Here is a 22,343-nt window from a genome sequence, read left to right as displayed (position 1 = left end):
GGACAATGTTGAATGCTCAGGCCCGGCTCCTATTGCCCGAGCCTTAGCTGCGAGCCCAAAGGGTCCATGTTGCAAGCAATGCAGCGATGGATTGGCGGGCATTCTGTAGTGGTGCTGTTTAAGCACCGACGGGCCAACTTGGCAGGAGTGAAAACATGTCATATATCGATGGTTTCGTGATCGCAGTCCCCACCGCCAACAAGGAAAAATTCGTCGAGCACGCACGCAAGCTCGATCCGATATTCATCGAACTGGGTGCAATCCGCGTGATTGAGGGGTGGGGCGATGACGTCCCCGATGGCAAGGTCACGGATTTCCGGCGCTCGGTCCTGGCTACGGCCGAAGAGACGGTGGCTTTCTCCTGGGTTGAATGGCCGGACAAGGCCACGCGCGACGCCGCCATGAAGAAGATGATGGAAGACCCGCGCATGGACCCGTCAGCTCCCGGCAATCCGCCCATGCCCTTCGACGGCAAGCGCATGATCTTCGGTGGCTTTGAGCAGGTCGTCGAAGTGAAGGCATGAACCCTGCGCCGTGCCACTGATTGCGGCTTGCTGACTGGCTCGCCAACGGACTCACTTCATATGTGGCTGCGGCATCGGCTTGCGCCAATTCCTGGCGCAAGTGCAGCCGGGAATGTGCAACGCCCGACCCGGAACAAGGTCGGGCGTCTTTTCATGGCGATAGCACACGAGGCTGGGCAGTGGCCCTATACGGCCCAGGTCAGCTGCGGAGCTTGTGGCTGATGAATAGCTTGAGCCGTCTGTAGCCCAGCACGATGCCTGTGAGTGCCAGCGCAAACGCACCCAGGCTGAGCAAGACCAGCATGACATCTCGCGGCCAGGCGCTGCGCAGCATCCACGGCAAGTCCCAGCTGTGCAGGAAATTGAACAACCACCGGCCTGTACGCTGGCTACGGTCCAGGCTCAGCACCACATCACCGGAGTATGGGCTGATGTAGACAATGGTGTTGCCCGGATCTTCGAACTGCACCCTGAGTACGGGTAGCTCGCGAGCCGCTGCAGCATACATGGAGGCCTCGCCCCGGCGGTAGTAGTAGGCGTCGTATTCGTTCAACCAGGCGGTGGAGCGTATGGCAAAGGGCAGCAGCCTCTGCGCTGCCTGCTCCAGCAGAGACTGCTCAAGTCCGCGCTCGACCCTGGGGGGCGCAACATCTGCGGGCAGCACGCGGGTGTCACCCGCTGCGTCAAAGGCCAGCAGATAGGGCTGCCCGTTCAGCCATTTCCATTCGACCTCGCGCGTGTCAAAGCCCTGGGCATCGAGCAGTGACAGTGCCTGGTGCGTGGAGAGTCCAAAGTTCGTGGCACCAGTGACCGCATGCTGGTAGGCGCGCAGGTCGGGACGGGTTCCCTGCGGGCTGAAGAGTCCCAGTGGATTCATGGACATCAGGCCGCTGAAAATCCAGCAGGTCATCACTGCCCCGAATACGAGGCCCGTGATGTGGTGCCAGCGCATCTGGAACTCCCGATAAGGAGTCTTGGAGCCAGATTTGTAGCGACCACTGAAGCGCCACCGCCAGATGCCCACGAAGGTGCCGGTGATGGCAGATAAGGTTCCCAAAGCGGAAAGGCCTATGACCAGCCAGCTCCATACGGGATCTCTGGAGCCGTCGCGAAACATGTATACCCAGTGGAGCCAAGCCCCCACGTAGTTCCAGTAGCGTTGACGGCGCGGCACATCCATGACTACCTCACCGGTGCTTGAGGAGATGTACAGCAGGCTTGATGCGGAATCATCCATCTGGACCTTGATGAGAGGCCTATGGGGATTCAGCAGGGCTGAGTGCGTCCAGCGATCGTCCTGGGTTCGACCTTGCAGAACACCATTCGCACCAGACGCGAATGCTCGGGCGCTACGCAGCGCTGTTGCGTCATCGGGTGGCGGAGCAACAGCTCCCGTGCCGGCATCAACGACTCGCAGCGTGCCGTCAGCCTGCTTGAGCCGGTAGCTGGGGCGGTCTGCAATCGTGGTGAGGCTGATCTGCTGCACCTTATCCGGAGATGGGCTGTGCTTGAGCGCTGCCTCAACCGGCAGGCAGCACTGATCAGTGCTCAGAGAGGGCAGTGCGCGCAGGTGCTCGGACGGCAGCAGCTTGGGGTAGCCGATAAACAGCATGACCACTCCGCTGAAGACCCATAGGGCCATCAGCACACAGGCAGCCACCGCTGTCCATCGATGCACCAGGAACACCAAGCGTTTGGCATGGGCGGTAGTCCACATCAGCGGCCCGATCAGAAACGATGGTTCAAGGTCAGCTCGACACGTCGTCCTTCCCCGACAAACCACTGGGTATTGGTGTAGTAGGAAGTCGTGAAGTAGTGCTTGTCGAAGAGGTTGAACCCGCGCAATGTGAGCGTGGTGGCCTTGGTTGCCTTCCATTGCAGCGCCAGGTCGGCAGTGGTGTATGCCGGCAGCTTCAAGGTGTTTGCGTTATCAGCATAGCGCTTGCCCACATGGCGCAGACCGCCGGAAAGCGTCCACTCAGGCACGAGCTTCCAGCTGACCCAGACATTGGCAACACGTTCCGGCACGTCCGTCGGCACATTGCCGTTACGAGAGACCGTAATGCCGCCCGCAGACTCGCTGAAATCGTCATAGCGAGCCTTGAGCAAGGCAATGTTGGCATCGATCTGCACCGTCTTGCCAAGCGGCATCGATAGCGTGCCTTCAATTCCTCTGGACGAGCGCTCGCCGACCTGCACGCGCAATGCAGGATTGGCGGGATCTCGTGTCAGCAGATTGTTCTTGGTGATGGAATATGCGGCAAGCGTCCAGTCTCCCTTGCCCTCCCAGAACGATTGCTTGACGCCAATCTCGAACTGTTTGCCGGTCGATACATCGAAGGTGGAATTGGCCGCCGACAGCAGAAGCAGGCCGCTGACGGGATCTGCTGCCCTGGAGGCTTGCGCATAGAGTGACAGATCGGGGTTCAGCTTGTAGACGGTGCCAAGGCGCCATCCGGTATTGGAATAGCTTCGCTTGAAGGCTTGATTGCCGACGACCAGATCCTGGCGCGAGAGGTCTGTGTGGTCGAAGCGCGTGCCCGCCACGACGGACCAGCGATCGGTCAGTTCCAGCCTGTCCTCCGCGAACAGCGCATATTGCTCGGCCTTGTTCCGGTAGCGAGGAATGAAAGGGACGGAACTTTGGTAGTTGCCGGGTACAGGGTTGTAGGGGTCCACGGAGCCCGAGCTGCCGGTGTAGGTGTTGTTGGTGTGCTGAAACGATGCCCGATTGACGTCGAACCCCAGGGAGAGCTGATTGGCGCGTCCGAACAGACTGCCGCTGAAGCTCACATCCGTCGTGTTGCCTGTCTGGGTCTGGTCGTGACCGATTTCCGTATTGTCGGAGCGATCGATCAGCCCCGTGGCCGTGTTGTATCGATAGGCTTCGGCGTTACGCCAATAGCGATCACTGCCGATGTGATAGAGCTTGCTGCGCACCACCACCTTGCTGCTGGGTGCCCATTGGGCGAGCAGCTCGGTCCAGCGGTCCTTGTACTGAATGCGGCTGTCCGCGACGTTGTAGTTGCGCTCTCGGATGGCTGGGTCCTGGACCCCATTGATTAGCGGCGTGCCGAAGTAGCGCATGGGCTTTTGCCGGCCCTGTGCATGCGACAGTTGCAGGTTGAGATCAGGCGTTACATCCCAGCGCAATGCGCCGGAGACTGTGCGGTTGCTGGAGTTCCCGTGGTCCACCCAGCCCTCTGATTGATCGCCGCTGACATCCAGGCGGTAGGACCACTGGTCGTTGATTGCGCCGCCGCTGCCAAAGGCCAACGCACGCTTGCCATTGGTTCCTGCGGTGGCCTGGATTTCGTTCTGAACAGGCCCGCGTGCCGGCTTTTTGGGGATCACGTTGACCACGCCGCCAATGGCACCGTCACCATAGATCACCGATGCCGGTCCACGCAGAACCTCAATACGCTCGATGGACCAGGTGTCGAAGGGAAAGCTCACCCCGACGCCGCCGTACTGACGCGTGCCGTCGTATAGACGCATGACCGAGGTGGTGTCCGTGAAACCTCTTGCCGAGAGAGAGCTGCCGCTATTGCCCGGATGTCCGAGGCTGGTGATGCCGGTAGATCGCGTGATGGCATCGACAAGTGCCGTGTCGCCGCGAGCCTCCAACTGCTCGCGCGTGGTGACCTCGACGCTGGCCGGTGTATCGCGTGCACTGAGGTCAAGCCGGCTGCCGGTGTTTACCGCACGCTCCAAGGAGGTGTTGCCCGAAGAGTGAACGGTGACCGTGTCCAAGGTGACATCGGCTTGTGCCCAACCCGCTGAAGATGCAGCGAGAAGAGGTGCGGCCAGTGATAGCCGGGCAACGGTCAGCGCCACATGCTGGCGTTGGAACGGTAGGGACGAGAAAGAGCGAGCGCTGCCATCAGGCATCGCACCGGAAGAGTAATAGGTCATTGAAAAACTGCGTGCAAGTGGAATCGGCCGGGCGGGGCTGAGCCCGACGGCGATAAGGTGCGGCCGTCTCAGTAGACGGGCACAGCTGACTTACACGAGTGCTGGAGGTCCTCGCGGGGGCAAAGCTGCCCCCACCAGCGCGGCAATGCGCGCTGAAACCACGGGATGCAGTGCCAGGCCGAGTGGCTGTGGCTGTACAAGATGCTGGGAGGAATAGGCCGGAGGTGCTGTGATGGTCAGGCACAGGGGGCAGTCCAGCGAATGATGTAGACCGGGTGTGGCTTGTCCGTCGTCATCCAGCATGATCACCTGCATGCTGCCGCTTGAGGTACAAACAACCTCGATGACTTTGGGATGCACGATGGGCGATGCGACTGTAATTCCCAAAGTCAGCATGAACCACGCCAAAACCAGGCGGGTCAGTGACAGTGAATTACGCAGCGCTTGCATGGTCGCGCATTATGAATGCCTTCGTGCGGGAACTGAACAAAGACCTGCGTTTACCGCGTTTGAGCAGAGTCGATTCACCCCAATCTCTATGCAATTGGCTCCAGCATTCCTGTGCAGGCTCGGCTCTCAACAGCCGGCGATAAAAAAATGCCAGTTCTCCGAACGGCTGGGTCTGCTTTAGTCTTGGCCGCTGCACGCAGTTTCTGGGTCGGCAGCCGCCCAAGCCTTTACGGGCAAAGACCATGGTTTCTGCGGTCAAGGATTTTTGCGATGGACGAGGCGCCAGGCGCAGGACATCAGCAGGCTGGTGTAGCCGGTATTTGACGAATTGATGGTGAGCGAGGGCATGAGCCTCAGCGATGCAGCTGAAATGATGCTGCCATCAGGCTGTCTGTGGTGACTGTCTCCATAAAGAAAAAGTGGCCACTAGGGCCACTTTTAAATCGCAAACTGCGAACGGTCTTGATCCTTGATCCAGTTCGGCGGCTTTCCTCGGCCGGTCCAGGTCTGGCCAGTCACTGGGTCGCGGTATTTGGGAGCCACGGCACCTGTCTCGCGCTTTTGCTTTTGCTTGGCGGGAGGAAAGACATCGTCCTGTGTCAGGCCGAAAGCCTCAATCAAGCCCTTGATTTTTTGCACTGCGTCCGAGACTTCAGTCTTTCGGGCCGCAGCAATCTGCTGCTCAAGAGCCTCGCGTTGCGCCAACAAATCCTTATAAGAATGTGTACTCATCTAAAAGAGGTCCTATGTAAAGTTATGAACCAGCACTAAAGGGATGCACCCATACATGAGATACGTCGTTTATGCAGTTGGTTCACTTTCAGTCGAAAGTGACCGCGTACATTGTGTCTTGGTTTGAGGCAGGTCAACTTCAAAAAACTCAGGCGCAACACAAAAAAACGATTCTCGTGGGTTGCGCTGATCTACGCTCAGGCATCTCGCCGGACTCATATTCCATCGCAAGCGATAGAACGCTTGGCTGAGTTCAGATAGCAGCAATCTTTGAAACGTGAGGAGTCAGGGTCTACCGTGACTCGTATATATGATCACTATATGAGTTCAACCTCCCGTTTTCTGATTGCTGTCGCCGCAGTTGGCGGCTTTGTCACCAGCTCGGCCCACGGTTCGGAAGCAAGTATTTCACCGCCATCTCGAATGCCAACGCCGAATTCCGATCTGCAGCCCCGATCCAATAACAAGGTCAAAGTCGTCGTCCGTGTTTTTGTCGAGGCAGATGGTCAGCAAACACAGGCAGAGGTGAGCGAGTCCAGCGGGAATCCCAACATCGACAAGGCTGCACTGGAGATGGTTGCAGGTTGGAAATTCGTACCAGGAAAGCGCGATGGCATTGCCCGTCCTATGTGGCACATCGTTCCACTTAATTTCCAGTTGAACTAATCAAAGCGTGACCTGTCAGCCATCGGCATTTATGCCGGACTTTCAGGCTCGGGTCAGACTGGGGCCGCGGGAAGGGATCGCTGAATGTCTGTGGGGAGGTGATCGTTCTGGCGTCGGGGGCTGGCGGTTGCAATGGCGGGCGCTCGAGTGAATTCCTGTTCTTAGCTGCAAAGCACCAACCTGCTGCAAGCCAAGCCTCAAGAAACGAATAGAGCGCCTTAATGAAGGGAGTCAGGTCATAGTCTCGGTGCCAACGTCGTAGAAAGACTGTGAAGCCCCAAGGCCAGGGCACTCACCACCAGCACATGGCGTGGGTGATCGCTCCGGTGATAAGTGAGAAAACAACACCTCTGGCCCAGAACGCTTGCCAATTTGTCAGCCTTGGTGCCGAGGCCTGTGCTACTTTGTGCCAAAGGTCGCGCCACGCAACTCTCTTTCGCAACCTTCATGGCGGCGATGGCCGCAGAATGACTGGAAGATGCGATATTTTTACATGGTCGAAAACACGGCGAAAAGGCCAGTTTCCCTATGAAAACAGCTGATGAAAGTTGATCTAAATCCCTGAGTCTTGTACAAGACTTAAAAAAACCGGCCCGGTTGCGCGTAGAATTTTGTATTGTGGGAACGCATTGCATCAAGAAAGTGTCGTCCCGCTGTGTCAGGCCCCATTGCGCAAGCCCGGGATGCAGGCCCAAGGCACCTTTCCCCCTTTTTTCACAACCTGAGACAAGAGATGAGTACGCAGCAACCCACCATCATCTACACATTGACTGACGAGGCTCCTCGCCTGGCTACCAGCGCATTCCTGCCCGTGATCCGTGCTTTCGCAGCACCGGCCGGCATCAATGTGGAAACCAGCGACATCTCGTTGGCAGGCCGTATCCTGGGCGAGTTCCCCGAGTTTCTGACGGAAGAACAACGCGTTCCCAACAATCTGGCCGATCTGGGCAAGCTGACACTGACTCCCGAAGCCAACATCATCAAGCTGCCCAATATCTCCGCTTCCGTGGGCCAACTGACTGCCGCCATCAAGGAGCTGCAGTTCAAGGGCTACAAGATCCCCAATCTGCCTGAGAACCCCACGACGGACGAAGAGAAAGACATCAAGGCGCGCTACAGCAAGTGCCTGGGCTCGGCCGTGAACCCCGTGCTGCGCGAAGGCAATTCCGACCGCCGCGCGCCTGCTGCGGTGAAGAACTACGCCAAGAAGCACCCCCACTCCATGGGTGAGTGGAAGCAGTGGTCGCAGACTCATGTCTCGCACATGAGCGAAGGCGACTTCTACCACGGCGAAAAGTCCATGACCCTGGACAAGGCCCGTGACGTGAAGATGGTGCTGGAGACCAATTCCGGCAAGAGCATCGTGCTCAAGGAAAAGGTCAAGCTGCAGGACGCAGAAGTGATCGACTCCATGTTCATGAGCAAGAAGGCCCTGTGCGCTTTCTACGAGAAGGAAATCGAGGACTGCAAGGAGTCCGGCATTTTGTTCTCGCTGCACGTGAAGGCCACGATGATGAAGGTGTCCCACCCCATCGTGTTCGGTCACTGCGTGAAGATTTTCTACAAGGAAGCCTTCGAGAAGCACGGCAAGCTGTTCGACGAACTGGGCGTGAACGTGAACAACGGCATGGCCAATCTGTACGAGAAGATCGAGACTCTGCCCGCTTCGCAGCGCGAAGAGATCATTCGTGATCTGCACAAGTGCCAGGAAAATCGGCCCCGTCTGGCCATGGTCGATTCCGCCAAGGGCATCACCAATTTCCACTCGCCCAATGATGTGATCGTTGATGCCTCCATGCCCGCCATGATCCGCGTGGGCGGCAAGATGTGGGCTGCCGACGGCAAGCCTTACGACTGCAAGGCTGTGATGCCTGAGTCCACCTTTGCCCGTATCTACCAGGAAGTGATCAACTTCTGCAAGTGGCACGGCAACTTCGACCCCAAGACCATGGGCACCGTGCCCAACGTGGGTCTGATGGCGCAAAAGGCCGAAGAGTACGGCTCGCACGACAAGACCTTCGAGATCGCTGAAGACGGCGTGGCCAACATCGTGGACATCGCCACCGGCGAAGTGCTGATGAGCCAGAACGTGGAAGAGGGCGATATCTGGCGCATGTGCCAGGTCAAGGATGCTCCCATCCGCGACTGGGTGAAGCTGGCCGTGACCCGCGCCCGCAACTCCGGCATGCCTGCCGTGTTCTGGCTGGACCCCTATCGTCCCCACGAAGCCGAGCTGATCAAGAAGGTGCAGACCTATCTGAAGGACTACGACACCAACGGTCTCGAAATCCACATCCTCTCGCAAGTGCGCGCCATGCGCTACACGCTGGAGCGCGTGGCCCGTGGTCTGGATACCATCTCGGTGACCGGCAACATTCTGCGTGACTACCTGACCGACCTGTTCCCTATCCTGGAACTGGGCACCTCGGCCAAGATGCTGTCCATCGTGCCTCTGATGGCCGGTGGCGGCATGTACGAAACCGGTGCCGGTGGCTCCGCTCCCAAGCATGTGCAGCAACTGGTGGAAGAAAACCACCTGCGCTGGGACTCGCTGGGTGAATTCCTGGCCCTGGCCGTCTCCTTTGAGGACCTGGGTATCAAGGAAAACAATGCCCGCGCCAAGCTGCTGGCCAAGACCCTGGACGAAGCCACAGGCAAGCTGCTGGACCTGAACAAGTCGCCTTCGCGCCGTACCGGCGAGCTGGACAACCGTGGTTCGCAGTTCTACATCGCTCAGTTCTGGGCTCAGGCGCTGGCCGCTCAGACCGAAGATGCAGAGCTGGCTGCCAAGTTCGCGCCTCTGGCCAAGAGCCTGGCCGAGAACGAAGCCAAGATCCTGGCCGAGTTCAAGGAAGTGCAAGGCAAGGCTGCCGATATCGGCGGCTACTACATGCCCGACGTGGTCAAGATGGACGCCATCATGCGCCCCAGCGCCACCTTCAACGCTGCCATCGCTGCCGCGTAAATCAAGTGTTTTCTGCAGTGCAGTCTCGGCTGCCTGCAGGCCTTGAAGCAAGCCGGTAACCAGAAAAGGTTGCCGGCTTTTTTGTGTCCATTTTTTTGATCGCTATATAAACAGAAGCTGCTGGCGCTTGATGGATGGGCGTTACATCTTGATTTGGACTGAATTCATGAAAGGCGAGTCATGCTGTTGTACCAATGCCCGTGCTGCGACCACTTCTCGCTCGATGACCGTGGCGAGTACAGCATCTGCAGCGTCTGCTTCTGGGAAGACGGCGGCTGGGATGTGGACTGCCCGGATGAATACTCCGGCCCCAACCTTATGACGCTGCGCGAAGGTCGGCGCAACTTTCAGCGATTTGGCGCCTGCGATTACCGCATGCTCAGGAGCGTGCTGCCGCCGGCGGCGCGCAGCCGCTATCGACATAGTCCGCGTGTTCTGCGCAGAGTGGCATCAATGGGCGTGGGGCAGTGACCGTCTGGCCTCGTCAACCCAGCGCAGGAATCGTATGCCTGGGTGCTGACGCAGCAGCGGATAGCGGTGGCGGTGGTAGCAGTCCCAGTAACTGGCGGCCTGCTGCTTGCAGTTCATCACAAATTCAGGGTTCTCGGCCGCAAATCGCCCGTAGCTGTTTGGCAAAAGTCTATGAGACTGGGCTGCCAGATGCTCAGCAATTTCCAGCACATACTCGCCAGCCGCGCGGACCACAAACGGCAGCACCCAGTTGCAGTCGTGCTCCAGTAACTGGAGCAGACAGGCTTCGCGCACACGGCCGTTGGCGTGACGGCTGCCCAGGCACAGAGCCAATTGCTGTGCAGCGTCACTGCTTTTTTGAATGCATTGCTGCAGCTCACGCTCGTCGTAGTACACGCGGTAGGGGGCATGCAGCAATTCGCCATTGATGCTTACCGTGAAGCCGGGGTAGGGCTCGAATGTCTGCGACCTGCCCAGTCTCTGCAGCAGCGCAGCGGCGGTATCGCTCAGTGCTTGCGGAAACCGCGGCTGGTAGAGCATGCAGGATGCGGGGCTCAGCGATTGAAGGGCGCACCGCCCAGCTTGGTCCCCGCCTTGATGCCGCGCTTGGTGAACCAGCCCTGGTTCATCTCCAGGACATAGCGCACGGGCTTGGCCGAGCAGTGGGAGTCTTCGCTCATGGGCTTCATGTCGGCAAGATTGACGATGGTGCCGTCATCGGCCACAAAGGCCGCCGTCAGCGGCAGGATGGTGTTGCGCATCCAGAAGCACTGCACGCCGGGCACTTCGAAGACAAAGAGCATGCCTTCCTGCTGCGGCATCTCTTTGCGGAACATCAGACCGATCTCGCGCTGCTGCGGCGTGATGGCCAGTTGGGTATCGATGCGGTACATGCCGGCCGTCAGATCGATGCGGCGCAGATTCATCTGTGGCTGGCCTTCGTCGCGGGCCATGGCGGGGCTGCCGAACAGGCCCAGCAGGGCAGTACAGGCCAGGGCCAGCAGCGGAGCGCGCCAGCCGGATTGTTGGGGGGTCTTGGTGGAGAGGGTCGTCATGAGCCTTGCTTGCCAAACAGGAAGTCGGAAGTCGCAAGCCTATAGCAATCCGGGCGGGTTGCGGTGCAAATCCGCGTCATGGGGATGCGGCCGTAGCCGGTCTGCAAAATGCAGGGCCTGTAGAACTTGCGGTCCGGCAGGCCCTGGGGCGAGTCAGATCCGGCGGTCAAAGCCATGGGCCTCGATGTCGCCGGGCTGTGCTCTCAGTGGGCGATCAGGCGGGCTTGTGCATCTTTTTGGTGCTGTGCTGCATATGATGCTTTTTGGCCGGCTTGGTCTTCATATGCTTGACGGTAGGCGCCGCTGCTGAAGCGGCAGGGGTGGCAGGCTGCGCCGGCGTGGCGGCTTGAGCAAAGGCGCCAGCAGCGAACGAACCAGCAATCAGGACAGCGAGTAGTTTTTTCATGGATGCCAATTTCCCAAAGATGCGGCAATGCCAGGTTTCAGGTTGAAGTGCGGAGCAGCCCATCTGCCCCCCACAACCTCTCAACGACAGGCCTGTGCCGCCGTTGACAGATTTTTATGCGGCATTTCTTTAAATTTGCTTGGAGCAAGGTGCCAAAATCGGGGGCAGGAAACAGCACCAAAAAGGTGCGCCACCGCGCAGTATTCAAGACTAGGAGATTCCACAGCATGAGCAAGTTCCAGCACATCCAGGTTCCGCCGCAGGGTGAGAAGATCAGCATCAATGCGGACAAGACACTGAATGTTCCGAATCAACCCATCATTCCGTTCATCGAGGGCGATGGTGTCGGCGTCGATGTGACGCCGGTGATGCGCAAGGTGGCTGACGCAGCCGTGTCCAAGGTCTATGGCGGCCAGCGCAAGATTGCCTGGATGGAGGTGTATGCGGGCGAGAAGGCCACGCGTATCTACGGCCCCGATGTCTGGCTGCCCGAGGAAACCGTGGCCGCCGTGCGCGACTATGCGGTGTCCATCAAGGGCCCGCTGACGACGCCCGTGGGCGGCGGCATCCGTTCGCTGAACGTGGCGCTGCGCCAGGAGCTGGACCTGTATGTCTGCCTGCGCCCGGTGCAGTACTTCAAGGGCGTGCCTTCGCCGCTCAAGGAGCCCGAGAAGACGAATATGGTGATCTTCCGCGAGAACTCGGAGGACATCTACGCAGGCATCGAATACGCGGCCGGCAGCGAGAAGGCGAAAAAGCTCATCGACTTCCTGGCCAAGGAAATGGGCGCCAACAAGATCCGCTTTCCCGAAACCTCGGGCATCGGCATCAAGCCCGTCTCGCGCGAGGGCACGGAGCGCCTGGTGCGCAAGGCCATCCAGTACGCCATCGACAACAACAAGCCCAGCGTGACCCTGGTTCACAAGGGCAACATCATGAAGTACACGGAAGGCGCTTTCCGTGACTGGGGCTACGCGCTGGCGCAGCGCGAGTTCGGTGCCGAGCTGATCGATGGCGGCCCCTGGTGCCGCATCAAGCACCCGAAGACGGGCAAGGACATCATTATCAAGGACTCGATCACCGACGCCTTTTTGCAGCAGATTCTGATGCGTCCGGCCGAATATTCGGTGGTGGCCACGCTCAACCTCAATGGCGACTACATCTCGGATGCGCTGGCCGCGCAGGTGGGCGGCATCGGCATTGCTCCCGGTGCCAATCTCTCGGAGAGCATTGCCTGTTTCGAGGCCACCCACGGCACGGCGCCGCGCTATGCGGGCAAGGATTATGTGAACCCCGGCTCCATGATTCTCTGCGCCGAGATGATGCTGCGTCACATGGGTTGGCGCGAGGCTGCGGACCTGATCGTCGAGTCGCTGGAAAAAGCCATCCAGAGCAAGCATGTGACCTATGACTTCGCCCGTCTGATGGACGGTGCGACCCAGGTGTCCTGCTCGGGCTTCGGGGATGTGGTGATCTCGATGATGGACTGAGCCGCGCTGCCTGCTTGGCAGCCTGCAAGGGCAGCCGGCACTGCGATCTCAGCGGCCGCACCGTCTCCACGGTGCGGTTTTTTTTTGCGCGCGCGAATTCGCGCTTGTAGTCCTGAGGCTGGCGTGCAAACCCTCGAAAGTATGTCGATGTGTATCGGCGTTAAGGCGTGCAATACACAAATGGCAATTAATTTCAGGTGAGGCTATGGCTCCTTCATCCAATGACGGGCGCTGGTACTGGCTTGTGGTGGGGCTGCTGATGCTGCTGATGGGTCTGTACATGACCATAGGCGGCGGCATTCTGCTCGGCAAGGGAGGTAGCTGGTACTTTGTGTTGATGGGGCTGGCGCTGCTGGTGTCGGCGGCATTGCTGCTGGCACGTCGCAGGGCCGGCGCCCATCTCTATGCGCTGGCCTTTGTGCTGACTCTGGTATGGGCCTGGTGGGATGCGGGCTGGGAGTTCTGGCCGCTGGTGTCGCGCCTGATGGTGTTTGCCGTGCTGGGCCTGCTCGTGGCCCTGGGCTACGCACAGCTTGAGGCGGGCAAGCTGGTCATGAACGACTATGGCCGCCTGGGCGCCGCAGTGTCGGTGGTGGTGCTGGGCCTGGGCATCGTCGCGACGGCCGTCAGCGCCTTCTCGCCCAAGGGGGTTATTGCCCCCGAGGTCACCGAGGTGCCTTCGGTCGGCTCCATGGAGATCAAGGCCTCGGACTGGACGGACTGGGGGCAGGGCCCTGCAGGCCAGCGCTTTGCAGCCGTCGAGCAGATCAGCCGCAACAACGTCGACAAGCTGGCCGTGGCCTGGACGGCCCGCACCGGCGATGTGCCCCAGAGCACGGGCTCGGGTGCCGAAGACCAGAACACGCCGCAACAGATCGGGGACCGCCTGTATGTCTGCACGGCCTACGGCAAGGTGCTGGCGCTGGATGTGGATACGGGCGAGGAGAAGTGGAAATTCGACCCCGAGGCCAAGTCGCCCAACTGGCAGCGCTGCCGGGGCCTGGGTTACTTCGATGGCAACGAGGCCGCGCTCAGGGCTTCGGGCGCGTCCGGCAGGTCCGGTGATGTCGCACCGGGCTGCCGGCGTCGGTTGTTTCTGCCCACCATCGATGCGCGCCTGATCGCGCTCGATCCCGATTCAGGCAAGCCATGTACCGACTTCGGGAAGGACGGTGTGCTGGATCTGACCCAGGGCATGGGCGAGGTCAAGGAGGGCTGGTATCAGCAGACCTCGGCACCGCTGGTGGCCGAGAACCTGGTGATCGTGGGCGGTCGCGTGGCCGACAATTTCTCGACCGACGAACCATCGGGCGTGGTGCGCGCTTTTGATGTGCACAGCGGCAAGCTGGTCTGGGCCTGGGACCCGGGCAATGCCGCCATCACCGGGCAGCCGCCGCAGGGGCAGACTTATACCCGCAACTCGCCCAATGTCTGGGGCGGCATGTCCTATGACGCCAGACTGGGCCTGGCCTATCTGGGTACGGGCAATGCGACGCCGGACTTCTATGCGGCCCAGCGTACGCCGGAGATGGAGAAGAACAGCTCCGCCATCGTGGCCATGGACATCAGGACCGGCAAGCCGCGCTGGCTCTACCAGACCGTGCACCACGATCTGTGGGACTTCGACATTCCGTCCCAGCCCGCTTTGGTCGATGTGACCAATGCCCAGGGCGGGGTGGACCCCGCGCTGCTGCAGGTGACCAAGCAGGGCATGATCTTCATGCTCAACCGCGAGACCGGCGAGCCTCTGGCAGAGGTGCAGGAGCTGCCCGTGCCACAAGGCCATGTGCCTGGCGAACGCTATGCGCCGACCCAGCCGCATTCCACGGGCATGCCCAATATCGGCAACCAGACCCTGAAGGAGTCGGATATGTGGGGCGCCACGCCTTTCGATCAGTTGCTGTGCCGCATTGCCTTCAAGGACATGAATCATCAGGGTGTGTTCACGCCGCCGGGCATGGGGCCGACGCTGCAGTTTCCGGGCTCGCTGGGCGGCATGAACTGGGGCAGTGTCTCCATAGACCCGATCACCCAGACCATGTTCGTCAACGATATGCGTCTGGGCCTGGCGAATTACATGATTGCACGCGCCGATATGAAGCCCGGCGCCAGCGGCATCGAGATGGGGGCCGTGCCCCAGGAGGGCACACCGTTTGGTGCCATGCGCCAGCGCTTTCTGTCGCCGCTAGGCATTCCCTGCCAGAAGCCGCCTTTCGGCACCATGACGGCCGTGGATCTGAAATCGCGCCAGATCAAATGGCAGGTGCCCGTGGGCACGGTGCGCGACACCGGTCCCCTGGGCATTCCCATGTGGCTGACCATTCCCATCGGCATGCCCACGCTGGGGCCTTCCATGGTCACCAAGTCGGGGCTGGTGTTCTTCGCGGGCACGCAGGACTTCTATCTGCGTGCCTTCGATAGCGCCAACGGCAAGGAGATCTGGCGCTCGCGCCTGCCCGTGGGCAGCCAGGGCGGGCCGATGAGCTATGTTTCTCCCAGAACCGGCAGGCAGTATGTGGTGATCACAGCCGGTGGCGCACGCCAGTCGTCCAAGCGCGGTGACTATGTGATCGCCTATGCCCTGCCGCAGTAGCGACAGGGTGTGGACTCGTTGGCAGAGGGATTAAAAAGGATAGCTTTTTGCGATTGATATATAAGGAATTCAGGTTGAATAATGTCTGAAATCTTTAAATAGTAAGCGCTATAAGCTATGAATAAGAGAGTATCTGCCGCGCAGGCTACGCTGCTCAGCGCGGTGGCAGCTCGCAGCCGTCAGGGCCGCAGCTGGGGTCGCCACTGGTGTCAGTGTCGCCGGCCTGTTGCTGATTAAGCTCGGCAATCTGCTCGGCCCAGGCGGCCAGTTGTTGCTTCCAGCCATCGACATCACCCAGCCATTCGCCGATCTCGATGCGCTGCACGGCGCGCTGGCCAGCCTGCTCGGGGTGGTCGAACTCCAGCGCCAGGGTGGGGAAGCCCTGGCCCTGCACCATGCCCAGCCATTCGCGGCTTTCGGCAATATGCTTTTGCGTGGCCGCGCCGCTTTGCTCGGCGTAGGCCGCGTCATAGGCTGCGCTGTCCAGACCGATGCCGGCAGCCAGTTCGCGCAGCACGGTGGGCTCGCTGATGCGGCGGCCCTCCACGTAATGGGCTTTCTGCTCGGCGGCCAGCATCTCCAGGCCCTTGCCGGCCAGCGCTTCGGCGGCCAGCAGGGCCGTGGTCGGGGGCTCGGAGTCCAGCGGCGCGCCAATGTCATTGAGCAGGCCGTTGAGATAGGCGTCGCCAAAAGGCTGGCCCGTCATTTCGGCAATGCGCTGGTCGCTGGGCATGACTTTGTCACGCCAGTCCGCGGTGATGGTGCGCGTGTGGGCGCCGGTCAGCATGCCGCCGGCATGCCATTGCACGGCGATGCCGGGCACTTCGCGCGCGGCCTTGACCAGCGGGGCGGCGGCATAGCACCAGCCGCACAGAGGGTCAAAAATATAGTGCAGCACCAGAGCGGGCAGCTGGGATGTGTTCATGGTTGGGCGACCTGCAAGGCCGGTAGATTTTGCAAACAAGCTTCAATGTAAGCGCTGCCGGGGCAGCCGCGCCGCGATTCGGGGGGATGACCTTGGCGCCGGTCTTGGCAAAATGGCTGCATTGTCCTCAGCTTCTTTGCCTGCCCATGCGCCTGAATGTCACGCCGCCGCCCCAGTCCTCGCCAGAGTCCGAGCCTTCCCCGCAATCCGTGGCACGGCGCAGCACCATGCTGTTTCTGCTGTTCTGGCTGGTGGTCATGGCCGCGATGTATCTGGCCATGCAGCATTTCCTCAAGCCGGCCCAGGCCAAGGTCCTGGCCGATGGCACGGTGCGCATAGAGCGCGGCATGGACGGGCACTTCCGCGCCAAGGGCTATGTCAACGATCAGCCAGTCACCTTTCTGGTCGATACCGGGGCCACCTCGGTCAGCGTGACCGATGCGCTGGCCGAGCGCGCCGGGCTGGAAGGCGGCGAGAAAGTGCGTTTTCGCACGGCCAACGGCGAACGTGACGGCCGCATCGTCACGGCCGACGAGGTGCGCATTGCCAGCCTGCGTGTGCGCGATGTGCGCGTGGGCACGGGCTATACCGGCGACGACAGCGAAGACGCCTTGCTGGGCCAGAACTTTCTGCGCTTCTTCGATGTGCAGATGAGCGGCGACGAAATGCTGCTGCGCCCGCGCAAGTGAGCAGTGCCAGAGCCTGATTCGGTCTCTGCCCAGGTGCGCCGGGTTTTGCTTGCCGGCGCTGAAGCAGGCCGCCACATCTGCGAAAATGCAGTACATAGGGAATGACCGCTGCGGGCAATCTTGCCGCAGCGGTTGTGCGTATCGAGGCTCGATCCACGCCCATGCTTCGTGGCCTGCCGGCTCCATCGTTGGATGAGGCTGCAGGTTTTTCATGTTGCCGAGCCTCAAGTCGAATCGCAGCCCATCGCGATTGCCGCTTCACGCCCGAGCACACGCCATTTGCCCGGCGGCCATGCATGCCGTCAGGCGCAGCCATGGATAGTCTGCCGTGTCCCACCGCCAGCCCGTTCGCGTTCCTGAACGCCACCAGTTCGATGCCCTGATCGATGCCCGCTCGCCCGCCGAGTTCGCGCTCGACCATATTCCGGGCTCCATCAATTGCCCCGTGCTGAGCAATGCCGAGCGCGCCGAGATCGGCACCATCTACAAGCAGGTCAGCCCCTTCGAGGCCAAGCGTCTGGGCGCTGCCTATGTGTCGGCCAATCTCGCACGCCATCTGCGTGAAACCTTTGCCGACAAGCCCGCCAACTGGAAGCCCCTGGTCTATTGCTGGCGCGGCGGCCTGCGCAGCGGCTCCATGGTGACCTGGCTGCGTCTGGTCGGCTGGGATGCCCAGCAGTTGGCCGGCGGCTACAAGGCGTTTCGCGGCCATGTGATCGCGCAGCTCGAAAGCCTGGTGCCGCAGCTGCAGATGCGGGTGCTGTGCGGTGCCACCGGCTCGGCCAAGACGCGCGTGCTGCATGCGCTGGCCCAGAGCGGCGAGCAAGTGCTGGACCTGGAGGGCTATGCCAGCCACAAGGGCTCCTTGCTAGGCGGTCTGCCTGGCATCGAACAGCCCAGCCAGAAGCGTTTCGAGACCCTGATTGCCGAGCAGCTGGAGACCTTCGATCTCTCCCGCCCCGTCTATGTGGAAGGCGAGAGCGCCAAGATCGGCCGTGTCGGCTTGCCGTTGGTGTTGGTGCAGCATCTGCACAAGGCTCCGGTCATCGAAGTGCGTGCAACGGCTGCCGCACGTCTGTCCTACCTGCTGCGCGACTATGCCTACCTGGGCGACGATCCCGAAATGCTGGCCACCAAGCTGGGCTGGCTCAAGGAGCTGCAGGGCAAGGAGACCGTGGGCCGTTGGCAGCAATGGGCGCGGGGCGGGGAGCTGCCTGCGCTTTTCGAAGAGCTGATGCTGCGCCACTACGACCCGCACTACGAGCGCTCCCAGTCGAATCACTTCGAGCAATGGCCCAAACGCCAGGTGCTGGAGACCGACCAGCTCTCGGACGAGGCCATTGCCGGTCTGGCGCAGCAGATCATTGCGATGTAGGCGCGCTGAGCTGAGCTGCTTGTTCAAACCTTCCAGCTGAAATGGGCCGGTGCGCTGCGGACTAGTCCAGCCTCATCACCATCAGCACCTCGTCGAAATACTCGCCGTCCACATACAGGGCCGCAGGCTCCATCCCATATTCGCGAAAGCCTGCCTGCTCATACAAGCGTAGTGCGTTGCCGTTGCCGGCGTTGCAGCCCAGCATCAGCTGTCGCAAGTTCAGCGCTCTGCCGTGCGCAACAGCAGTCTTCAGCAGGCGGCAGGCCAGGCCCTGGCCCCGGGCCGGTGCAGCCACATACATGGCAAAGAGATGGCCTTTGTGCGCGGTCTTCTCTCCCTGATCGCGATACAGGCCCAGGCTGGCGCAGAGTCTGCCGTCTGCATCAAAGCCTCCCCACATGGCTTGGCCCAGGGCGCCGTTGAAACGGCTCAGCAGCTGCACATCGCCGAGTGCCTGCTCGGTCGCGGGCGTGGCGCCGAAGGCTGCGGGGCATTCTGTCAGAGCCTGCATGCGCAGGGCGCGATAACTGCAAAGGTCGGACTTGGTCAGCTGGCGTGTGTCATATTGCATGGGCCGAGTTTAGACATGCTCGGCAAAAATGGGCACCAGCGACAGCAGCAGCAGGCCGGCCATCACGCCGTTGAACATGCGCAGGGCTTGTGGCGTGCGAAGTGCGCGCCCTACGGTGCTGCCGAACAGTGTCCAGACGCTGATGCTGGGGTAGTTGACCAGGCCCAGCACCAGGGCCGACAACACCAGGTTGACAAAAAAGCCTTCGCGCGGCGTGTAGGTTGCCACCACACCCACGGTCATGATCCAGGCCTTGGGGTTGACCCACTGGAAGGCAGCTGCCTGCCAGAAGCCGAACGGACGGTTGCCCAACTGTCCCTGGTCCACGCCGCCGGCACGGGCGATCTTCCAGGCCAGCCAGATCAGATAGGCTGCGCCCACATACTTGAGCAGGGTGTAGATGCGCGGCTCGGCCTCGAACAGCTTGCCCAGGCCCGCGCCGATCAGCAGCACCATGATCACCACGCCCAGGCAGATGCCCAGCATATGCGGCACGCTGCGGCGGTAGCCGAAAGTGGCTCCCGAGGCCGTCAGCATCACATTGTTGGGGCCGGGCGTCACGGAGCTGACAAAGGCAAACATGGCCAGTGGCAGGATGAAGGCTGAGGATTCAGGCAGGAATGACATGGTGAACCTTGGGGCGACATAAGCGTTGTGCCTCTATGCTAAGCTCGGATATCAGTACACTATCAGTACACTTTTGCAGGCCAGTTTATGAGCTGGCCTGCTCTAATTGACCTGACACTTGAGAAAGAGCCCGATGCTGGATGCACAGATCGACGGCGGGGCAGTGGCCCCGCAAGCCTCGCCCGTGGCCGGGACGGGATCCATGGGCTGGCAACCCATGCGTTCCAGTGCGGTGGGACTGGTGGATCAGCTGGTCGAGCATTTCGGCGGCCTGATCCGCAACCATGGCCTGCGTGTGGGCGTACGCCTGCCTTCGGTGCGGGCGCTGGCGGAAAACGCTGGTGTCAGCCGCGACACGGTGGTCCAGGCCTATGACAAGCTGGCGGCCCAGGGGCTGCTGCAGTCGCGGCGCGGCAGCGGCTTTTATGTGGCGGCCCAGCGCCGCGTGATGGAGCCTGCGGCAGCCGCTGCAGCCTCGGCGCAGCCGGCGGACTTTGACACCGCCTATCTGCTGCGCGGTATTTTTCGCGACGACAGTGCGGGAACCGGAGGCGCGGGCTGCCTGCCTTCGAGCTGGATGGACCAGGGTCTGATCACCGGCGCCATGCGCGCCATCACCCGCAACAATGCGCGCGCCGAGCAGAGCTTTCTCAGCTATGGCCATCCTCAGGGCTTTTTGCCGCTGCGCCAGCAGATCGCCTCGAATCTGCAAGCCCATGAGGTGCCGGCCCATCCCGAAGCCAATCTCATGACGGTGGGCGGGGTGACCCATGGCCTGGATCTGGTCGTGCGCTGTTTTCTCAAGCCCGGCGATACGGTGCTGGTCGAAGACCCGGCCTGGTTCCTGATCTTCGGGCGGCTCAAGTACATGGGCGTGAATGTGGTCGGCGTGCCGCGCCTGCCCGGTGGGCCCGATGTGGCGGCCCTGGCATCGCTGGCCCAGAGCCACAAGCCAAAGCTCTTCATCCTCAACACGGCGGTGCACAACCCCACGGGGCTGAGCCTGTCTGCCGGTGTCGCCCACGAGGTGCTGCGCATTGCCGAGCGCCATGATTTCCTGCTCGTCGAGGATGATACCTATGCCGAGTTTTTGGGCGCCATGCCGCTGCGGCTGGCGGCCATGGACAGATTGCAGCGCGTGATTCTGGTGGGCGGCTATTCCAAGACTTTGTCGGGCGGCTTGCGCGTGGGCTATATCGCGACCAAGCCCGAGTATGTGCACCGGCTCACCGACATGAAGCTGCTGGCGGGCCTGACCTCTTCGCTGCCGGCGGAGCAGATCGTCCACCATATTCTGGCCGACGGTTCCTTTCGCAAGCATGTGGACCGGCTGCGCGAGCGGGTGGACAGGGCGCGCGGGCGCTGTCTGCGCAAGCTCGAAGCGCTGGGCTGCCATGCGGAGTACGAACCCGTGGCCGGCACCTTTGCCTGGGTGGACTGTGGCGTGGATACCGAGGTGCTGGCGCGTCAGGCGGCGCTGAGCAATCTGCTGCTGGCACCGGGCCTGCTGTTTTCGCCGCAGCAGGCAACGAGCAGCAAGCTGCGCGTGCCCGTGGCGATGGCCGACCAGACCGAGCCATGGAAGGTGCTGGAGCAGATCCTCAGGCAGCTGCGCAAATAGCGTCCTGGCCGGTGAGCGGGCCCGGGCCTTGTTCACGATTGATAACAATCGCGCGCCTTTGGCGTGACTGACCCAGCAGCATCTGCTGTTATGTTTGTAGCATGACAGCAGCACGAGCTTTGCCCCATGCCGCCATAGGCCACTGCACGCATGATCCTCTGCGCGGCGGCCCGCGCCTGGGGCGGTGGCTGCTGTCAGGGCTGGTGCTGTGCGGACTGGCCGCTTGTTCCAGTGCCCCTACGAATCATGGCGAGGTAAAGGGCGAGAACTTTCACTCGCGCGAGCTGCTGCAGTCCGACAGCAACCGCATGGCGACGCTGGCCATGAAGGAGAACCTGGAGAGCCTGTTTCTCATCATGGACAAGCTCTACCGCCGCAATCCCGCCGAATGGAAAAAGACTGCCTCCAGCCGGGAAGCGGCCATGACCTATGTGCGCATTGCCGTCATGGAGCGCCAGCCCTGGCATGAGCTGCAGGACAAACGCGACGTGGCAGCGCTGTCCCTGGCCTTGCAGCCCGAGTTCGCCGGAGACCGGGTTGCGGCCTTCGTTCATGCCGCCGCCGATATGCTGATCACCGCGCATGGCGGGCGAACCAGCTTCACGCTGATCGACGGGCTGGACCCGCAGCATGTCTTCAATGCGGCGCGCAATCTGGAGATTGCCAACTGGATTCTCAACTCGCGCAAGGCACCCGGCGGAAAGCCCTTGCTGCTATCGAACCAGATAGCAGAAGAGGGGCGCAATCTGAGCTTCGAGCGCGAGATGGGCAAGATCATCGGCCGGCTGGATCTGGTGGCGGACTACACCACCGAGCGCTACCGGCGCTCCGTCATCGGCTATGCCCAGGGCCTGCTTGCCGGCCCTTTCATGCAGTTTTTGCCTGTTCGATAGAAATTCTTCAGGCCTCACAGAGCACGATGGTGGCAATCGCAGACGAGTCTTCCATGGCACGTACGGCGTGGGGCATATTGGCTGGCAGATGCATGAGTTGCTTGGGGCCCAGTTCATGCACGGTCTGGCCGATGAGAACTTCGAGTCGACCTTCCAGGCATTGCAGGCTGACGCTGCCAGGCACGCGATGCGGCGGCAGCGACTGGCCCGAGCGCAGCACGACGCGAATGACTTCCAGATCTTCCGCCTTGAAGAGCACGCTCGAGTGAGCGGCAGGAAGCCTGGCTCCGTAAGGAGCGACATCCAGAGCTTGGTGGGTGGGCGTGGAGTGGATATGGTCCATGACAGCACCTGAGCGAAAGCGGTAATAACGCA

The 22,343-nt window shown here is 61.2% G+C and carries 21 protein-coding genes; 10 read left to right on the top strand and 11 right to left on the bottom strand.

What is annotated here, in order from left to right:
- The first annotated feature begins 155 nt into the window (after nucleotides 1-155).
- On the top strand, nucleotides 156-524 hold the full coding sequence (locus F3J24_RS03095; protein ID WP_167002622.1) for a DUF1428 domain-containing protein: 369 nt from the start codon (nucleotides 156-158) through the stop codon (nucleotides 522-524).
- Between the two features lie 199 nt (nucleotides 525-723).
- Here F3J24_RS03095 and F3J24_RS03090 read toward each other — a convergent pair whose 3' ends face one another.
- The 4 genes from F3J24_RS03090 to F3J24_RS03075 all read right to left on the bottom strand — a co-directional run bounded on the left by F3J24_RS03090 (nucleotide 724) and on the right by F3J24_RS03075 (nucleotide 5,621).
- On the bottom strand, nucleotides 724-2,241 hold the full coding sequence (locus F3J24_RS03090; RefSeq protein WP_167002620.1) for a PepSY domain-containing protein: 1,518 nt from the start codon (nucleotides 2,239-2,241) through the stop codon (nucleotides 724-726).
- An 11-nt stretch (nucleotides 2,242-2,252) separates the two neighbouring features.
- Nucleotides 2,253-4,439, bottom strand: coding sequence for a TonB-dependent siderophore receptor (locus tag F3J24_RS03085; RefSeq protein ID WP_205244580.1), 2,187 nt, complete (start codon nucleotides 4,437-4,439; stop codon nucleotides 2,253-2,255).
- A 90-nt stretch (nucleotides 4,440-4,529) separates the two neighbouring features.
- Nucleotides 4,530-4,889, bottom strand: a complete 360-nt coding sequence (locus tag F3J24_RS03080; protein WP_167002618.1) for a DUF2946 family protein — start codon at nucleotides 4,887-4,889, stop codon at nucleotides 4,530-4,532.
- Nucleotides 4,890-5,327: 438 nt separating this feature from the next.
- Nucleotides 5,328-5,621: an H-NS histone family protein gene (locus F3J24_RS03075; RefSeq protein ID WP_167002616.1), complete on the bottom strand. Its 294-nt coding sequence runs from the start codon at nucleotides 5,619-5,621 to the stop codon at nucleotides 5,328-5,330.
- Nucleotides 5,622-5,942: 321 nt separating this feature from the next.
- Here F3J24_RS03075 and F3J24_RS03070 point away from each other — a divergent pair, with 321 nt between their 5' ends.
- The 3 genes from F3J24_RS03070 (at nucleotide 5,943) to F3J24_RS03060 (ending at nucleotide 9,723) form a co-directional block, all read left to right on the top strand.
- Nucleotides 5,943-6,287, top strand: a complete 345-nt coding sequence (locus tag F3J24_RS03070; RefSeq protein WP_167002614.1) for an energy transducer TonB — start codon at nucleotides 5,943-5,945, stop codon at nucleotides 6,285-6,287.
- Nucleotides 6,288-7,020: 733 nt separating this feature from the next.
- Nucleotides 7,021-9,252, top strand: coding sequence for an NADP-dependent isocitrate dehydrogenase (locus tag F3J24_RS03065; RefSeq protein WP_167002612.1), 2,232 nt, complete (start codon nucleotides 7,021-7,023; stop codon nucleotides 9,250-9,252).
- Between the two features lie 180 nt (nucleotides 9,253-9,432).
- Complete coding sequence (locus tag F3J24_RS03060; protein ID WP_167002610.1) at nucleotides 9,433-9,723, top strand: CPCC family cysteine-rich protein; 291 nt, start codon at nucleotides 9,433-9,435, stop codon at nucleotides 9,721-9,723.
- On the opposite strand, the gene F3J24_RS03055 is transcribed toward F3J24_RS03060, so the two are convergent.
- The 3 genes from F3J24_RS03055 to F3J24_RS03045 all read right to left on the bottom strand — a co-directional run bounded on the left by F3J24_RS03055 (nucleotide 9,703) and on the right by F3J24_RS03045 (nucleotide 11,247).
- Nucleotides 9,703-10,263 carry a hypothetical protein gene (locus tag F3J24_RS03055; RefSeq protein ID WP_167002608.1) on the bottom strand — a complete coding sequence of 187 codons (561 nt, stop codon included), beginning with the start codon at nucleotides 10,261-10,263 and terminating at the stop codon, nucleotides 9,703-9,705. The genes F3J24_RS03060 and F3J24_RS03055 overlap by 21 nt on opposite strands.
- A 14-nt stretch (nucleotides 10,264-10,277) precedes the next feature.
- Nucleotides 10,278-10,778: a DUF192 domain-containing protein gene (locus F3J24_RS03050; RefSeq protein ID WP_167002606.1), complete on the bottom strand. Its 501-nt coding sequence runs from the start codon at nucleotides 10,776-10,778 to the stop codon at nucleotides 10,278-10,280.
- Between the two features lie 214 nt (nucleotides 10,779-10,992).
- Complete coding sequence (locus tag F3J24_RS03045) at nucleotides 10,993-11,247, bottom strand: hypothetical protein (RefSeq protein WP_370527708.1); 255 nt, start codon at nucleotides 11,245-11,247, stop codon at nucleotides 10,993-10,995.
- Between the two features lie 164 nt (nucleotides 11,248-11,411).
- On the opposite strand from F3J24_RS03045, the gene icd reads away from it, so the two are divergent.
- Nucleotides 11,412-12,674: an NADP-dependent isocitrate dehydrogenase gene (gene icd, locus F3J24_RS03040; RefSeq protein WP_167002604.1), complete on the top strand. Its 1,263-nt coding sequence runs from the start codon at nucleotides 11,412-11,414 to the stop codon at nucleotides 12,672-12,674.
- A gap of 205 nt (nucleotides 12,675-12,879) precedes the next feature.
- On the top strand, nucleotides 12,880-15,267 hold the full coding sequence (locus F3J24_RS03035; protein ID WP_167002602.1) for a membrane-bound PQQ-dependent dehydrogenase, glucose/quinate/shikimate family: 2,388 nt from the start codon (nucleotides 12,880-12,882) through the stop codon (nucleotides 15,265-15,267).
- Between the two features lie 154 nt (nucleotides 15,268-15,421).
- Here F3J24_RS03035 and F3J24_RS03030 read toward each other — a convergent pair whose 3' ends face one another.
- Nucleotides 15,422-16,192, bottom strand: coding sequence for a DsbA family protein (locus F3J24_RS03030; RefSeq protein ID WP_167002600.1), 771 nt, complete (start codon nucleotides 16,190-16,192; stop codon nucleotides 15,422-15,424).
- Nucleotides 16,193-16,338: 146 nt separating this feature from the next.
- Between F3J24_RS03030 and F3J24_RS03025 the strand changes: the two genes are divergently transcribed.
- On the top strand, nucleotides 16,339-16,881 hold the full coding sequence (locus F3J24_RS03025; protein ID WP_043003794.1) for a TIGR02281 family clan AA aspartic protease: 543 nt from the start codon (nucleotides 16,339-16,341) through the stop codon (nucleotides 16,879-16,881).
- A gap of 328 nt (nucleotides 16,882-17,209) precedes the next feature.
- Nucleotides 17,210-18,256 (top strand): tRNA 2-selenouridine(34) synthase MnmH, encoded by a 1,047-nt coding sequence (gene mnmH, locus F3J24_RS03020; RefSeq protein WP_167002598.1) that lies wholly within the window; start codon nucleotides 17,210-17,212, stop codon nucleotides 18,254-18,256.
- Nucleotides 18,257-18,317: 61 nt separating this feature from the next.
- On the opposite strand, the gene F3J24_RS03015 is transcribed toward mnmH, so the two are convergent.
- Nucleotides 18,318-18,827, bottom strand: a complete 510-nt coding sequence (locus F3J24_RS03015; protein WP_167002596.1) for a GNAT family N-acetyltransferase — start codon at nucleotides 18,825-18,827, stop codon at nucleotides 18,318-18,320.
- A 9-nt stretch (nucleotides 18,828-18,836) separates the two neighbouring features.
- Nucleotides 18,837-19,454, bottom strand: a complete 618-nt coding sequence (locus tag F3J24_RS03010) for a LysE family translocator (protein ID WP_167002594.1) — start codon at nucleotides 19,452-19,454, stop codon at nucleotides 18,837-18,839.
- A gap of 133 nt (nucleotides 19,455-19,587) precedes the next feature.
- Here F3J24_RS03010 and F3J24_RS03005 point away from each other — a divergent pair, with 133 nt between their 5' ends.
- Both F3J24_RS03005 and F3J24_RS03000 read left to right on the top strand, forming a co-directional pair.
- Entirely contained in the window at nucleotides 19,588-21,075 is a 1,488-nt protein-coding gene (locus tag F3J24_RS03005; RefSeq protein WP_167002592.1) for a PLP-dependent aminotransferase family protein, read from the top strand.
- 101 nt (nucleotides 21,076-21,176) lie between these two features.
- Nucleotides 21,177-21,968 (top strand): hypothetical protein, encoded by a 792-nt coding sequence (locus tag F3J24_RS03000; RefSeq protein ID WP_167002590.1) that lies wholly within the window; start codon nucleotides 21,177-21,179, stop codon nucleotides 21,966-21,968.
- Nucleotides 21,969-21,975: 7 nt separating this feature from the next.
- On the opposite strand, the gene F3J24_RS02995 is transcribed toward F3J24_RS03000, so the two are convergent.
- Complete coding sequence (locus F3J24_RS02995; RefSeq protein WP_029158280.1) at nucleotides 21,976-22,311, bottom strand: cupin domain-containing protein; 336 nt, start codon at nucleotides 22,309-22,311, stop codon at nucleotides 21,976-21,978.
- Nucleotides 22,312-22,343: the final 32 nt, after the last annotated feature.

This window comes from Comamonas sp. Tr-654, from assembly GCF_011752915.1.
GTDB lineage: Bacteria > Pseudomonadota > Gammaproteobacteria > Burkholderiales > Burkholderiaceae_C > Comamonas.
This window is presented reverse-complemented; position numbering and strand designations above follow the sequence as displayed.

What these genes read in the sequence shown, in the direction of transcription:
- F3J24_RS03015 (WP_167002596.1), bottom strand. Translation starts at nt 18,827, where the DNA reads ATGCAATATGACACACGCCAGCTGACCAAGTCCGACCTTTGCAGTTAT.
- F3J24_RS02995 (WP_029158280.1), bottom strand. Translation starts at nt 22,311, where the DNA reads ATGGACCATATCCACTCCACGCCCACCCACCAAGCTCTGGATGTCGCT.
- F3J24_RS03080 (WP_167002618.1), bottom strand. Translation starts at nt 4,889, where the DNA reads ATGCAAGCGCTGCGTAATTCACTGTCACTGACCCGCCTGGTTTTGGCG.
- icd (WP_167002604.1), top strand. Translation starts at nt 11,412, where the DNA reads ATGAGCAAGTTCCAGCACATCCAGGTTCCGCCGCAGGGTGAGAAGATC.
- F3J24_RS03070 (WP_167002614.1), top strand. Translation starts at nt 5,943, where the DNA reads ATGAGTTCAACCTCCCGTTTTCTGATTGCTGTCGCCGCAGTTGGCGGC.
- F3J24_RS03085 (WP_205244580.1), bottom strand. Translation starts at nt 4,439, where the DNA reads ATGACCTATTACTCTTCCGGTGCGATGCCTGATGGCAGCGCTCGCTCT.
- F3J24_RS03005 (WP_167002592.1), top strand. Translation starts at nt 19,588, where the DNA reads ATGCTGGATGCACAGATCGACGGCGGGGCAGTGGCCCCGCAAGCCTCG.
- F3J24_RS03075 (WP_167002616.1), bottom strand. Translation starts at nt 5,621, where the DNA reads ATGAGTACACATTCTTATAAGGATTTGTTGGCGCAACGCGAGGCTCTT.
- F3J24_RS03050 (WP_167002606.1), bottom strand. Translation starts at nt 10,778, where the DNA reads ATGACGACCCTCTCCACCAAGACCCCCCAACAATCCGGCTGGCGCGCT.
- F3J24_RS03065 (WP_167002612.1), top strand. Translation starts at nt 7,021, where the DNA reads ATGAGTACGCAGCAACCCACCATCATCTACACATTGACTGACGAGGCT.
- F3J24_RS03090 (WP_167002620.1), bottom strand. Translation starts at nt 2,241, where the DNA reads ATGTGGACTACCGCCCATGCCAAACGCTTGGTGTTCCTGGTGCATCGA.
- F3J24_RS03035 (WP_167002602.1), top strand. Translation starts at nt 12,880, where the DNA reads ATGGCTCCTTCATCCAATGACGGGCGCTGGTACTGGCTTGTGGTGGGG.
- F3J24_RS03060 (WP_167002610.1), top strand. Translation starts at nt 9,433, where the DNA reads ATGCTGTTGTACCAATGCCCGTGCTGCGACCACTTCTCGCTCGATGAC.
- F3J24_RS03030 (WP_167002600.1), bottom strand. Translation starts at nt 16,192, where the DNA reads ATGAACACATCCCAGCTGCCCGCTCTGGTGCTGCACTATATTTTTGAC.
- F3J24_RS03045 (WP_370527708.1), bottom strand. Translation starts at nt 11,247, where the DNA reads ATGGGCTGCTCCGCACTTCAACCTGAAACCTGGCATTGCCGCATCTTT.
- F3J24_RS03010 (WP_167002594.1), bottom strand. Translation starts at nt 19,454, where the DNA reads ATGTCATTCCTGCCTGAATCCTCAGCCTTCATCCTGCCACTGGCCATG.
- F3J24_RS03095 (WP_167002622.1), top strand. Translation starts at nt 156, where the DNA reads ATGTCATATATCGATGGTTTCGTGATCGCAGTCCCCACCGCCAACAAG.
- F3J24_RS03025 (WP_043003794.1), top strand. Translation starts at nt 16,339, where the DNA reads ATGCGCCTGAATGTCACGCCGCCGCCCCAGTCCTCGCCAGAGTCCGAG.
- F3J24_RS03000 (WP_167002590.1), top strand. Translation starts at nt 21,177, where the DNA reads ATGACAGCAGCACGAGCTTTGCCCCATGCCGCCATAGGCCACTGCACG.
- F3J24_RS03055 (WP_167002608.1), bottom strand. Translation starts at nt 10,263, where the DNA reads ATGCTCTACCAGCCGCGGTTTCCGCAAGCACTGAGCGATACCGCCGCT.